Annotated in this window: 10 protein-coding genes; 8 read left to right on the forward strand and 2 right to left on the reverse strand. The window is 52.8% G+C overall.

Annotated features, from left to right (window positions below; all coding sequences use genetic code 11):
- Positions 1-111 precede the first annotated feature (111 nt).
- Entirely contained in the window at positions 112-1,017 is a 906-nt protein-coding gene (locus tag MTC_RS00965; protein WP_014404801.1) for a glycosyltransferase family 2 protein, read from the forward strand.
- 9 nt (positions 1,018-1,026) lie between these two features.
- Positions 1,027-1,386 carry an EamA family transporter gene (locus tag MTC_RS00970; protein ID WP_048189454.1) on the forward strand — a complete coding sequence of 120 codons (360 nt, stop codon included), beginning with the start codon at positions 1,027-1,029 and terminating at the stop codon, positions 1,384-1,386.
- A gap of 3 nt (positions 1,387-1,389) precedes the next feature.
- Here the strand turns inward: MTC_RS00970 and MTC_RS00975 are convergent, their stop codons facing one another.
- On the reverse strand, positions 1,390-2,832 hold the full coding sequence (locus tag MTC_RS00975) for a glycosyltransferase family 39 protein (protein ID WP_014404803.1): 1,443 nt from the start codon (positions 2,830-2,832) through the stop codon (positions 1,390-1,392).
- Positions 2,833-2,951: 119 nt separating this feature from the next.
- On the opposite strand from MTC_RS00975, the gene MTC_RS00980 reads away from it, so the two are divergent.
- Genes MTC_RS00980 through MTC_RS00990 form a run of 3 tightly spaced genes read left to right on the forward strand, consistent with a single transcriptional unit; the run spans position 2,952 to position 8,175 of the window.
- Positions 2,952-5,165, forward strand: a complete 2,214-nt coding sequence (locus MTC_RS00980; protein ID WP_014404804.1) for a hypothetical protein — start codon at positions 2,952-2,954, stop codon at positions 5,163-5,165.
- Between the two features lie 55 nt (positions 5,166-5,220).
- Positions 5,221-6,753: a hypothetical protein gene (locus MTC_RS00985; RefSeq protein WP_048188825.1), complete on the forward strand. Its 1,533-nt coding sequence runs from the start codon at positions 5,221-5,223 to the stop codon at positions 6,751-6,753.
- A gap of 45 nt (positions 6,754-6,798) precedes the next feature.
- Entirely contained in the window at positions 6,799-8,175 is a 1,377-nt protein-coding gene (locus MTC_RS00990; RefSeq protein WP_014404806.1) for a glycosyltransferase family 39 protein, read from the forward strand.
- Here MTC_RS00990 and MTC_RS00995 read toward each other — a convergent pair.
- Complete coding sequence (locus MTC_RS00995; RefSeq protein ID WP_014404807.1) at positions 8,172-9,626, reverse strand: flippase; 1,455 nt, start codon at positions 9,624-9,626, stop codon at positions 8,172-8,174. The genes MTC_RS00990 and MTC_RS00995 overlap by 4 nt on opposite strands.
- A 131-nt stretch (positions 9,627-9,757) precedes the next feature.
- Between MTC_RS00995 and MTC_RS01000 the strand changes: the two genes are divergently transcribed.
- Genes MTC_RS01000 through asnB form a run of 3 tightly spaced genes read left to right on the forward strand, consistent with a single transcriptional unit; the run spans position 9,758 to position 13,587 of the window.
- Positions 9,758-10,636, forward strand: coding sequence for a glycosyltransferase family 2 protein (locus MTC_RS01000; RefSeq protein WP_014404808.1), 879 nt, complete (start codon positions 9,758-9,760; stop codon positions 10,634-10,636).
- 55 nt (positions 10,637-10,691) lie between these two features.
- Positions 10,692-11,804, forward strand: coding sequence for a glycosyltransferase family 4 protein (locus MTC_RS12530; protein WP_014404809.1), 1,113 nt, complete (start codon positions 10,692-10,694; stop codon positions 11,802-11,804).
- A 1-nt stretch (position 11,805) separates the two neighbouring features.
- Positions 11,806-13,587 carry an asparagine synthase (glutamine-hydrolyzing) gene (asnB, locus tag MTC_RS01010; RefSeq protein ID WP_014404810.1) on the forward strand — a complete coding sequence of 594 codons (1,782 nt, stop codon included), beginning with the start codon at positions 11,806-11,808 and terminating at the stop codon, positions 13,585-13,587.
- The last annotated feature ends 1 nt before the right edge of the window (position 13,588 follow it).

The raw sequence follows: 13,588 nt of genomic DNA on the forward strand, positions 1-13,588 counted from the left end.
ATAAACAAATATAAAGCTTATCTAATAGGGGTATAAGCGAGCCGGACGCTACCAATAATGATAGAAGCTCCGCAAAGGTTATCATAGAATAGCCACTTTATCACTTTGCTTATGAAAACAACGCTAATCTTGCCAGCCTATAACGAAGAAGAAGCGCTCCCCAAGACGCTGGACGAGTATGTGGGCTACGTGGACGAGGTAATAGTGGTCAACGACGGCTCAAAGGACAGGACAGAAATCGTAGCCTCTGAGTACGCCTCGAAAAATCCAAAGATCAAATACATAAAACATGAGAAGAACAGGGGAAAGCCGGAGGCCATCCGCACGGGGGTGAAGAACGCCACGGGAGACGTACTCATTTTTACCGATGCCGACTGTACTTACCCTGCATCGTATATTCCTGAGGCCATAGGCTACATCCAAAAAGGCGCTGACATGGTAATGGGCGCACGGCTTTTTAATAAGCATAACATACGGCTGTTGAACAAGGTGGGCAACACGATTTTTTCCATGCTCATAACCTATTTGTGCTATACTAAGATACACGATGCACAGACAGGATTCAGAGTCATGCGTAAGGACGTATTCCCGAGGCTAGACGTGCAGGCCAGGGGCTTAGAGTACGAGACGAAGATGACCATGAGAGCGGCTAAGATGGGCTACAACATCGTGGAAATACCCATCGAGTACCGCAAGCGGGTGGGCAAGTCTAAACTGCATCCATTCAAGGATGGCTACAACATGCTCAAGTCCATCCCGTCCATCATCTGGGATGAGAGCACCGCTCTGTTCAAGAGCGTTATAATCATTAATGCTTTGCTCTTCATCATAGGCCTCGCTTTCGGCATCTATTCCATCTACGATAAGCTGGCGCACGGAACTCTGGTGCACCAGTATTATCCGCTCATCTCTGTCATCATGCTCCTGGTTGCGATGCAGCTGATGAGCTTTAGCTTGATGATGGATTTCATAGTGAATAAGTTGAATAAGATAGACGAGAAGCTCAAGCGGATTTAGGGGATGCACATGAACGTTGTAGTCGAATTGGCCATATCATCGTTGCTCGCGGCCGCAGGGCAGGTCGCATGGAGGCTGGGCATGAAAAGCGCCGGAACTTTCGACTCCTACGACCTCAATACGCTGCTTCATGTCTTCACCAACTGGCAGGTCGACCTCGGGCTCGTCCTTTATGGCTTGAGCACCCTTTTCTGGCTGAGCGCCCTCTCCAAAAAGGACCTCTCATACGTATACCCGTTCGTCGCTGGAACCTACATACTGGTGCTTTTGCTATCCTACTTCGTGCTCAAGGAGAACTTCGGTTTAGATCGCGTATTCGGGGCGGCCCTCGTGCTCACCGGGCTTATAATCATAGTGAGAGGCGGATAAGGCTCAGCCTGCGGGCACCACCTTGACGTTGCCGTTCTCAATGATATACTTATAGCCGGCAGACCGGTTGAAGATGCCGTTCAGGCTCTCGCCAATCTGGGTATCGCTCCAGTCCCAGAGCTTGCTCTGATCCTCAACCGTTATGGTTTGCCCATGGCCCCACTGGAAGCCATAGACCGGGTAGAGGTAGGCGCCAATGGCCTGCACAGCGATGGAGGCGACGATCAGCACGGCTATTGCGGCGAGCGCCATCATACGGCCCGAGCCTTTTAACTTTAAGGCCCAGTCGATGCTGAAGGTTACAAATATGGCCATAATAGGCATCATGTCTGTGAAAAACCTGGGGCCGTAGCATCCCCCGCCCCACCAGCACTCGTAAAGGCTGTAGATAAGCATGGTGGCGACGACGGAGAAGCCGTACACGTAGAAAACGTTCCTTAGGGCTGGAGGCTTGAGATTTTTTACTAAGGAATATCCAGGGATGGCCAGCAGCACGGCGGGCGTGTAAATCAGCAGGCCCCGGCTTGGGCTGACCAGAAGGCCCGCCAGCCTCGTGGACACGTCGCCCGCGCCAAAGGCGTAGCCGAAGCCGCTATAGGCTCCGAACATGCCCCCAAAATAGTAGAGGTTATACGCCAGGAAGGGGAGCGATACGGCCGCCGCTGAGGCGACGTATGCCACGACGCCGTCGAGCCTTTTCGCCACGAAGAAGTCGCTTAGCGCATAAAGTATGAGAGGAATCGCAAGGAGGGCGTTCGTCGGCCTGTTGAAGACCAGCAAGGCCGTCAGCACGCCCAGCAGCACAAAGTTGAGTTGCTTCCTGGACTTCACGTTCCGGACGAGCACAAGGAGCGCCGCCAGGAGCAAAAGCTCCGAGGCCCCGTGCTGCCATAGGCCCTGGCTTCCTATGGTCCACGTGCTGGTGCCCAGGGCGAAGAACAGCGTTCCTGCGAGAGAAACCTTCCGGCCGAACAACTCCCTAAGCAACATATACATAAAGACGCCGGAGAGAGCGGCGATGACGCCGGCGCTGAGCTTTTCCATGCCATAGACCGTTAAAAAGAAAACATGGTCATGCATGTCGATGGGGATGCCAGCTAGCTTTATAAAGATGAATGGCAAGACATACAAGGGGAGGACGAGTAGAGGCACCACGATCGGGTACATCGAGAGGACGTGGCCCCTGGTGAACGTAAAATAATAGTTGCCCCACCAATTCGTAGTATCCTTATAGTAATCGTTATAGAACCCGTCGAGGAACAGCCCACGGCCGTCCAGTATGTTGAACGGAAGCAAAATGGCCGGGATGGTATCCGTAGAGCTTAGATAATAGGTGCAGTTCGAGAGGTACACGACGAAAAGTGCCACGAAGACCACGAGGGCCTCGTGCTTCCGGATCAAGGCAATGGCCTTTTTAAGCAGCGGCATTCCCAACGCCTGCGACATTGAGGTTAAAATAACGAATAATCGTATATAAAAATTTGTTGAGTTCCAGTGAAGCAAAGCTATGAGGCAAAACTATATTTCATTACACGGTATTAGATTAATAATCCTTCCGAGAGTGGATGATGTCAGACGAGCGGTGGAAACACGTCGTGGCCTATGTTTTGGCTATCTCACTATGCTGCGTGCTGCTGACGCTCACGATGAGCCTGTGGCAAGCCGACCTCTCAGTGCCCTTCGACTATTCGGGTGATGCCCTGCTGGCTCAGATGGCGGTCAAAGGCCTCATCGAGAACGGTTGGTACTTGCATAATGGATTTTTAGGTGCCCCCATGGGCCAGGACCTTTACGATTTCCCCATGGGGGATACCCTTGACCTCCTCATCATGAAGCTCATCGTCCTCTTCACCGGGAACTATGCCGTCGTCACGAACCTGTTCTTTTTGCTCACCTTTCCGTTGACCACTCTCACCGCCATGCTCGCCTTCCGGCAGCTCAAGCTATCCTACGCACTTTCCATCGTTGGAGGCCTCCTATTCACATTCCTCCCCTACCATTTCTATCGTGGCGAGGCCCACCTCTTCCTGTCCTCCTACTTCATCGTGCCCCTGGTCGTGCTCGTCTGCCTATGGTTGTACAAGGGAGCGATATTTTTCCGGCCATCGGAAGACGGAAAGGTGCGGCTATCGCTCGGCGATCCGATTACGTTGGCGGCACTGGGGATTTGCCTCATGGCATCGCTGACCATGGCCTACTACGTCTTTTTCTCTTGTTTCTTTTTACTGGTAGCGGGCATAGCGGCATCGGTCACTAGGCGGAGCCGCTATCCGCTGCTGGCCTGTGCTATTCTCATCGCCATGATCGTACTGGTGTACTGCGCCACCATGATGCCCTCGCTCCTGTACCAGCTCGCTAATGGCATTAACCCATATGTGGGCGTCAGAAGTGCCTTTGAGACCGAGGTATATGGGCTCAAAATAGACCAGCTCTTAATGCCCATTAGCGGCCATCGTATAGGATTCCTGGCCAGCATCAAGGATAAATACGATGCTACTGCCCCTCTGGTTAACGAGAACGCCTATGTGGCGCTCGGCGCCATAGGGAGCATCGGCTTTATATTGTTGATGGGATGGGCGTTCTATCGGCTGCTCGGAGGCCGCTTTGGCAGCGCATTTACTGACATGCTCGATGTCCTGTCCGCCATGAACCTTTCGGCCGTGCTGCTGGCCACTGTTGGCGGCTTCGGAGCGCTCTTTGCCGTCATCTATCCCCAGTTTAGGGCGATAAACCGCATTAGCGTGTTCATCGCTTTCTTCTCTCTGCTAGCCCTACTCATAGCGATCCAGCTCTTATCCAATATGTATTTAAAAGCCGACCATGGCAGGCTCATTTTCGCCGGCACCCTGATCCTGGTACTCGCCGTCGGCGTGTGGGATCAGACCTCCCCTGAGTTCGTGCCGCAATACAGCTCTATAAAGGCTCAGTACTGGAGCGACGATGCTTTCATAAAGGAGGTGGAGGCGGCCGTGCCACCAGGCTCAATGATATTCCAGATGCCATATATTGAGTTCCCGGAATACAGCGAATACTTCCCACAGCTATATGGCATTCAGGATTACGACCTCTTCAAAGGATACCTCCATTCGACGAGCCTGCATTGGAGCTTTGGGGCCATAAAAGGGCGTGGTGGCGACGAATGGGAGAAGAACATATCGTCTATGCCCCTGGAAGACATGGTGAAAATGCTCTCGCTCGCCGGCTTCGACGGGATCTACGTGGACAGCTACGGGTATCCCAAGAACGATACGACACTCACCGACGACCTGTCGAAAATATTAAAAACGGGTCCTATCGTTAGCCCGGATGGCAGACTATACTTCTTCAGCATGAAAGGCTACAATGAACGGCTGAAGGCCAACTATACGGCGGAGGCGCTGGCGTCCATGCAAAAAGCGGCCTTCGACCCGGCGGCCAGAGTACAGGTCATTTCGCGGCCCCTGACGCTTGAATGGCGGAGCGGGTTCGCGGTGCTGGAAGGGAACCTTAGTGATAATTGGCGCTGGTGCCCGCAGGAGGGAGAGCTATATGTCGTCAACCCCTCCAGGGAAGACATCAATGTGACCATGAGAATGTGGCTTACCGCGCTGAACGGCCCGGCGGAGTTACACATGGATAGCGACCTGTTCAACAATAGTATTGTGATAGACGGCCACACGCCGTTCGAGAAGACGTTCGTGGTGCCACATGGCCGCCATATCGTAAAATTTACCTATTACGGCCCGGAGTCCACCGATTCGAGGGCGTTCAAGTTGGAAAATTTCACGCTCACGTATTAAGGCGAAAAGGATATAATTGAAAGCCGCGAGTTTTATCAAGCGACATCGATTGGTGATGGACAAAGGCATGATCGACCATAAACGTTTGAATGAGCTCGTCGAATATGCGGCAATAGGTCTCTTCATCATCCTATCGCTTTTGATGATATTCCGCCATGTGCCCTGGGGGGATGAGGCGCAGGCGTGGCTCATCGCCAGAGACTGCCCTGACCTGCTTTCCGTCTGGCATCTCATGTGCTACGAAGGCAGCCCCGGCCTGTGGCACACCATCCTGTTCGCGCTGGCAAAGATGGGCATGCCTTACTTCTCGATGACCGCCATTCATTTTTTATTCGCCATGACGGGCGTCGTCATATTCATTAGGTACGCGCCCTTCTCGACGCTTCAGAAATCTCTCTTCATTTTCGGGTACTTCATCCTGTTTGAATATAACGCCATAGCCAGGAGCTACGTGCTGACTGTCCTGTTCCTGTTCATCATAGCCGCCATGTACGGGAAACGGTTCGAGCACCCGCTCGTATACGGTGCCCTGCTATTTTTACTGGCGAACGCCAACCTGTATAGTACGGTCGTCGCGATAGCGATCTTCATCGTCTATCTTTACGAGGCGTATAATGAAAAAAAACTCCCCGCATCGAAGTATTTAATGGCTGGGCTGGCCATAGCGGCCATCGGCATACTCCTGGCCGCATGGCAGGTCTACCCACCCCCAGACCGTCGGCTATCGAACAACCAGAGCGTCCTGTCTTTTGACTTTAGCCCGTATCATATCGGCCAGGTGCTCAACGCTGTCGTCGAGGCATTCGTCCCTGTCCCACAGCTCACGCACCAGTTCTGGGGCACTAAGTTCCTCTATTATCCGACCACGGCCATGGCCATCCTGGGGCTGCCCATCTTCCTGCTATCCCTGGCCTTCTTCCTCAGGAAGCCCGTCCCAATGGCCATCTACCTCATCTCGGCACTGGGCTTGCTCGGCCTATTCTTCTTCATCAACCCCGGCTCGATCAGGCACCACGGCATCATATACATTGCCTTCATATTCTCGCTTTGGATATCTACTTCTTATGGGGATCGGCCGCTGATACAATCCGCTGCTGCCGACCGCATTTTCAATAAAAAGAGCCTCGGGCTCATGCTGACCATCCTCCTCGCCATACAGCTGCTGGGGGGAACCATAGCATTCTATTATACGATCAACGACGACTTTTCGCCGGGCAGGGCGGCCGCCGGCTTCCTCATCGATAACGGATACGTCAATGACCGGACGTTCATCGCCACCTATAAGATAGGCACGAACCCTATATTGCCCTACATACCCCAGCCCTACTCGAAGTTCTACTCTATCGAGGACCAGGATTATCGAAGCTATATTATTTGGAATGATACATTCTGCCAGGCAAACCTCACACCCGGCCAGATCATGCAGAGGGTGGACTACGCAACGGCGGGCAAGCATTACGCCAGCGTATTACTCATCCTGAATACGCCCATCGACGACCCTGAGTTCGCCGAACGATACAGCCTGGCGGCCGAGTTCGGCAATACGATCTCCAGAGAAATGTTTTACATCTATAAGTTGAAGGCATAAGAGAACAAAACATTTTTAGAAACAATCCTCATTAGTAGTATCGTTATGGGCGCTGCGGGTGGGGTCGTAAGCTTCATAAGAAAACACATGGCACTGTGCCTCTTTTTAACGCTCTTCATCGTATTCAACCTCAACATGCGGGCGAATGCCTCGGTGGATACCATCCCCGCGTCGCTACTCCCGTTCAGCATCCTCCAAGGCCATGGCCTGTACTTGGACGAATTTATGGAATACTTCACCAGCATATGGTCCCCGCCGATAGGATTTTTATATGAGAGAGGCGGCCATTACCTATCCGTATACCCGATCGTCATACCGCTCGTATTGACGCCCCTGTACGTTTTACCCTGCCTCGCGCTGAAGCTTCTCGACGTCCCGTTCGACCTTTATGACCCAACGTTCAGGCTGGTCGTTATGGGTATGGAAAAGCTGGGCGCATCGCTCATAGCCGCCCTCTCCGGCGTATTCATATACCTGGCCCTGCGGCGGCTGACGAAAGAGAAGACTGCCATATTGAGCGCCCTGATCTTCGCCCTCGCCACGAACGTATGGGCCATCAATAGCCAGGCCCTCTGGCAGCATGGCATGAGCGGGCTGCTACTTTCCATACTTATCTTTCAAGCCGTCGAAGGAGGGCAAAAGAGCCGCGGATGGGCCATTTGCATGGGAGCAGTATCCGCCCTCTTTTTCTTTAATAGGCCATCCGACAGCTTCCTGCTCATCCCCATTATCTACTACATAGAGACGCTCAAGGACAGACAGGTATTATTCTATTATTGCCTCGCCCTGGCCATCACGGCGCTACCCTTCTTGGCGTATAACCTATATTATTTCGGTAGCCCTATCGGCGGCTTTAACCGCATGTCCTCCATGCTGAGCCTGGGCGGCATGCCCATGGGCGTGCTCGGGCTGCTCGTCAGCCCGAGCCGGGGAATTTTGATTTTCACGCCCATCATCCTCCTGGCCGTTCCAGGTTACCTAAAGATCCGGACGATCGCCGACTGGCGGCTTAGGCGGCTTTTATACCTCTCGGGATTGGCAATCCTGGCCGAGGTCTTGCTTTATGGCAGCTTTTCGGATTGGCATGGCGGTGGATGTTTCGGCCCCCGCTACCTCACATGCATCCTTCCGTATGCCGCCGTAATGATCAGCCTATTCCTCGACGGCCTGTCGGGCATGAAAAAGGCAGAATGGCTGGCCATCGCCATCATCACCCTCCTGGTCGCCTACTCCGTCTTCATCCAGTTCCTCGGGGCCTTTAGCTATCCCAACGGTGGATACCGGTGGGACCAGGAACACGTCCTTTATGGTGACGAGAAATATTGGAACTGGAGAGACAACCAGATAGGGTATTGCCTGCGCTCAGGCATATGGAGCCCTCTGAACGTCGTGGGCTACGTGAAAGACCATATCCTCGATTAGTGATCAGGCCTGGGTGATTGCCTTTTAATGATGCCCATAGCCAGGTCTATGTCCTCCTTCGAGAACGCTCCGCTCGCAAGTACGAGCACAAAGTATATGACGGCCGCGGAGCCGATGACGAGGAACAGGTTCATGCCCGACATGAAGAATACGTATACTCCCATCAGTAAAGCGCAGCCCATGATCTTCAGGGCGTCCATGGCATCCATATACTTGTAGCCCGCCCTCTTTAGTACGTAATATGTGAGGATGCTGATCGTCAGCTGGGTCAACGCCATGGAGATGGCAGAGCCCACGATGCCGTAAGCGGGGATGGTCAGGAAATTCAGCCCGATGTTGACAGTTGCCCCCACGATGTTGATCCTGACGCTCGCCCTTTGCAAGTTCGTGCCCGTCAGCATCTGCTGGGGGATGATGTTGAAAAAGATGACTAGGAGCCCAAACGCTAGGGCCTGCAGCACCTGCACATCTGCTACGGCATCGTACTTGCCGGCGTATATCAGCTCCATGATCCTGCCGGCGGTCAGGATTATCCCGACGACTATTGGCATCCCCAATATCATCAAATATTTGACGGACTTTTTCATCAGGAAGTGAATATTGGCGTCCCTATTGCCGAAGAACGAGGAGATGAGGGGAAAAGCGGCCGTGCTGTACATAACCGGTATACAGATGAGCGCCTCGATGAGCTTGAAGGCCGCTGTGTAGCTGGCCACGGCATCCCTGCCCATAAGCATCCAGATGATCTGGACATCCACTTTGTATAATATGTAGGAGAAGAGGGCGTTCAGGCTGAAGGGAATGCCCCCTCTGATGATACGCTTCCAGATGCCCAGGTCGAATCCTGGCACAGTGCGCGGGTAAGGCGACAGTAGCATGACGACGATGTTGTAGAGCAAAACGATGGCGCCTGAGACAACGTAGACCATCGAGAGAGCGATGACGCCGAGCCCTTGGGTTGCCACGAATGCCGCGCCCGCGAGCATGACGATGGCGTTCAACACCTGGCCTGAGGCCATGTGCTCCATGGACTGGAATGCCTGAAAAACGGCCTGGAAGATCTGGGTAACTGCGGTGAGCATGACATAGAACGCAAGCAGGCTGACGATGACCAGGTCGTTACCCCTGATGCCACCGATGAACGTGGCCACCAGCACGCCTGCGAACGATAAGGCGACAAGCACAAGCTTAATTGAGAGCGAGTTGCCTATGTAGGCCTTCAATTCCTCAGGATGGCGGGCCAACTCCATCGTCATATAGGTGCTTATGCCAAGGTCCGTCATCAGCGTCATCAGCGTAGACAGGTTTAGCACCGCGTTGACCATGCCATAATCGGGCGTCGACAGGTACCTGGCGATATATATGTTAATGAAGAAGCCGAGGCCCATGCTGAACAAGTTCGCCGATACGAGCAATAGTGTGTTCTTTGCGATCTTCTTTGCAACGCTCATGGCTACTGATAAAACCCCAGCAATATACTCTCAGTTCGCTCATATATATTTCGATATTTTATGCCTTAGAGAGCGCTGAAAAGATTTATACTGGGGCATTATCTATTAATCGACGTTCGGAAAGTATTGTCATGTCGAGTGTAGCCATTATTTTATTGAATTGGAATAACTATGCCGATACTATGGATTGCATTCGCTCGCTGGAGGCGATTAATTATCCTGACTATCATATCATCGTCGCTGATAACGGCTCTTCTGATGGCTCGGTGGTCGCCATCAGTGAAGCTTTCCCCAACGTGACGCTGGTGGAGAACGGGAAGAACCTGGGCTTTGCCGCAGGTAACAACGTTGGCATCCGGCTGGCGCTTAAGGGTGCCTACGATTATGTTTTGCTGCTGAACAATGATACAGTGGTGGACCCTTGTTTCCTGCGCGCGATGGTCGCGACTGCCGATGCGGATCCGGCCATAGGCATCGTGGGGCCAAAGATCTATTATTATGATGACCCGAAACGCATCTGGTTCGCCGGCGGCCACGTTAACCACTGGCTAGGTGAAACATCCCACGTCGGCCAGAACGAGTTGGATGATGGACGCTATGACGTTATAAAGGATACAGACTTCATCACAGGCTGTGCCCTCCTTATAAAAAGAAAGGCGCTGGAAGAGATAGGCCTCTTGGATGAGCGGATGGGCTTCTATTTTGAGGATAACGACCTCTGCGCCCGTGCACGCAAGCGAGGATATCGAATCGTCTACGTTCCAGAAGCCAAGATTTGGCATAAGGTAGCCAGCTCGGCCGGTAAGGTCAATGATCTCCAGCTCTTCTATTTTACGCGGAACCGGCTTATCTTCATGAGGAGATATGCCAGTCGGTTTCAATTCGCCGTATTTTTACCATACTACGTATTAAGGTATGTTGTGCTAAAGCTCGCCGTTGCGCTCATCCAGCTAAAGCTAGATCAGGCAAAGCTGATTCTCCGGGCTGTCTACGAAGGGGCAACAACTTGAGCCCTATAAATGGAAATTTATTTAGCAATTTAATCATATGTCAGCGTGAGGCGCTATGAAGGTCTGCATTGTATTGGGCGGATATCTGGAGACGGGTGGCATCCAGACTCAATCGGTGGAGCTATCCAGGGCGCTCGCCGCGAGGGGTCACGAGGTGCGCATATTGTGCATGGGCTCACGGATGCCCATACCCGCCGGCGTTATGGTGGACGTCATCGAAAAACCGTTCACTATGGGCGTTTTCAGCAGGATCAGACGGCTTTATCGAGAAGGCGAGCTGGACATCGTCCACGCCCAGGGCTGTGCAGGCTTTAACGTCATGCTTAACAGGATATTCCAGGGCGTGCCTTTCGTCCTGACCCTTCATTCCACGGCGGTGAGCGAGTATAAGGTGAGCCAGAGGACGTTTTGGGATAAGAAGTATTATGCTACATTTTACCTGGAGGAAGCGCTTTCATGCCATCTAGCGAGCGCGGTCATCGCTGTCAGCGAGTATACTGCAGGAGCGGCTTCCAGGCACTATTTCCTGGGGCGAGAGCGCATCACGGTCATCCCGAACGGCATAGATTCAAGCCGTTTCAAGGATGATGGCCCTTGCAGGAAAGATGGGAGGGCCGTGCTCATGGTAGGCCGCATAGACCCAAGGAAGGGCTACATGGAATTCGTCGAGCACGTTGCGCCGATGCTTGTAAAACGGGTGCCAGGTATAAAAATCGACATAGTAGGAGATGAATTCAGCAATTACCGGGAGTACACTGAGCGGTTGAAACGCAGCGTCGTCGATAAGGGCCTGTCAAATAACGTAAAATTTTTAGGAGCGGTGCCATTTGACGAACTGCGCCAACGCTATAATTCTAGCGACCTGTTCTTGCTGGCATCTAAGGAAGAGGGTTTCGGCATCGTTCTACTGGAGGCACAATGCTGTGGCTTGCCCGTAGTCGCCTTTAATAATAGCGGCATAAGGGAGGCCGTGGATAACGGGCGGTCCGGCCTGCTGGTTAATACGTATGAGGAAATGGCGGACGCAGTGGCGGAGCTTATGTCTGATGATAAAAGGAGGGCGGAAATGGGCGCCGCAGCCAGGGCTTTCGCCGCTCGATTTTCCTGGGATAGCATAGCTGAGCAGGTGGAAAAAGTATACGAGCGCGTAATCAATAAGGGTAAGTGACATGTGCGGCATATGTGGCGTTTTGGGCATGAACGATGAGGGCCTTGTCCGTAGGATGTGCGACCTAATAAGGCATAGAGGTCCTGATGACGATGGCTATTATAGCGATGAAAATTTTTGTATGGGCATGCGACGCCTGGCCATTATAGGCATTGCAAGCGGCCATCAGCCCATACGCAACGAGGATGGCACGATACAGGTCGTCTATAATGGGGAAATTTATAATTTTTTGGCATTGAGGGCAGACCTGGAGGCGAAGGGCCATAGATTTTATACCTCTTGTGACACCGAGGTTATCCCACACCTGTACGAGGAGTATGGGGACGCCTTCCCGGAGCATTTGAGGGGGATGTTCGCCATATCCCTGTGGGATTCAAGCAAAAAGCGGCTCGTCTTGGTTAGAGACCGCCTGGGCATCAAGCCGCTTTACTATACTACTATTGATGGAGCGTTTTTATTCGCTTCTGAGGCCAAGCAGTTCTTCGCTCACGAGGGCTTCAAGCCCGAAATGAATGCTGAGGCCGTAGACCGCATGTTCACGTACCGCACCATTCCTGGCACGGACACCATGTTTAGGGGCGTCTATAGGCTGCTGCCCGGGCACATGCTAGTCCATGAGGGTGGCAAGCCAGTGATCGCCAGGTATTGGGATATGCCTGACTCGGAGGCGCCGGTGGCTGTTGAGGGCGCCTATGTGGCCAGGCTAAGAGAGCTTCTCGAGGAATCCGTGCGCATAAGGCTCATGAGCGAGGTGCCTCTGGGCGCATACCTCTCAGGTGGCCTTGATTCAAGCGCCATCGTCGCCATGATGAGCCGGCATTCTGATGAGCCGGTTAACACTTTTACCGTGGGCTATGGCGAGTCCTCCGACGAGTTCGAGTATGCCCGGATGGTGGCCGACCACTGTGGCGCCAATCACCACGAGATTAAGATAAGCATGGATAGAATGACTCAGTTCATACCCGTATCCATATGGCACGCTGAGGTGCCTTTGAGCGACCCTGCCGCCATTCCATTTTACGTTACCAGCAGAGAGCTTAAGAAATACGTTACCGTGGCGCTCCTGGGCGAAGGCTCCGACGAGTTGTATGCGGGTTATGACGAGTACCATCCGCTATCTTATAGCTTTATACCTGAATGGCTGAGGAAAAAGTACTTTGAGTTCAGGCGCATACCTCTGACAGCACGGGATAAGCGCCGCTATTTCGGTGCAGCGATCAAGAGTGGCATCGACGCTTCACGAGAAATGGATTCTTTGCTATCAGCAGGCGAGGGCGACATCCTCTATAGGACGCTAAGATTTGACGTTAAGCAGATGCTGCCTAGCCACCAGCTTTTACGGGTCGATAAGATTTCGATGGCTCACTCTATAGAGGCAAGGGTGCCATTCCTGGACCACAAGCTCGTCGAATATTCCATGTCCTTGCCATCCTGGGTAAAGCTCAATGGGGGGGTACATAAATACATTCTCAAGAAGGCGGTAGAAGACCTGCTCCCATCCACCATAATACGGCGCCCCAAGAAGGGCTTCAACATACCCATCGACACGTGGATGGAAAAAGACCTAAAAGAGGTGATAGCAAGCGTGCTTGACAGCTCGAGGTTTGAGAGGCGAGGATATTTTAATGCCGATGCCGTCAGGCAGCTATCGAGAAGCCAGGGTTTGTCAAGAGGCAAAGCCAAATATGCCACGTGGCTGGCGTTCATGGTTGAGATGTGGAGCCGGGTATTCGTCGATCAAGACGTGAAGAGCCGTACCCTAGACATCGCCAGGCTGGTGTGAC

This window comes from Methanocella conradii HZ254 (genome assembly GCF_000251105.1).
GTDB lineage: Archaea > Halobacteriota > Methanocellia > Methanocellales > Methanocellaceae > Methanocella > Methanocella conradii.

Excerpts from the sequence above, each read along its gene's own strand:
- MTC_RS00965 (WP_014404801.1), top strand. The coding sequence starts at position 112 with ATGAAAACAACGCTAATCTTGCCAGCCTATAACGAAGAAGAAGCGCTC.
- MTC_RS00970 (WP_048189454.1), top strand. The coding sequence starts at position 1,027 with ATGAACGTTGTAGTCGAATTGGCCATATCATCGTTGCTCGCGGCCGCA.
- MTC_RS00975 (WP_014404803.1), bottom strand. The coding sequence starts at position 2,832 with ATGTCGCAGGCGTTGGGAATGCCGCTGCTTAAAAAGGCCATTGCCTTG.
- MTC_RS00980 (WP_014404804.1), top strand. The coding sequence starts at position 2,952 with ATGATGTCAGACGAGCGGTGGAAACACGTCGTGGCCTATGTTTTGGCT.
- MTC_RS00985 (WP_048188825.1), top strand. The coding sequence starts at position 5,221 with ATGGACAAAGGCATGATCGACCATAAACGTTTGAATGAGCTCGTCGAA.
- MTC_RS00990 (WP_014404806.1), top strand. The coding sequence starts at position 6,799 with ATGGGCGCTGCGGGTGGGGTCGTAAGCTTCATAAGAAAACACATGGCA.
- MTC_RS00995 (WP_014404807.1), bottom strand. The coding sequence starts at position 9,626 with ATGAGCGTTGCAAAGAAGATCGCAAAGAACACACTATTGCTCGTATCG.
- MTC_RS01000 (WP_014404808.1), top strand. The coding sequence starts at position 9,758 with ATGTCGAGTGTAGCCATTATTTTATTGAATTGGAATAACTATGCCGAT.
- MTC_RS12530 (WP_014404809.1), top strand. The coding sequence starts at position 10,692 with ATGAAGGTCTGCATTGTATTGGGCGGATATCTGGAGACGGGTGGCATC.
- asnB (WP_014404810.1), top strand. The coding sequence starts at position 11,806 with ATGTGCGGCATATGTGGCGTTTTGGGCATGAACGATGAGGGCCTTGTC.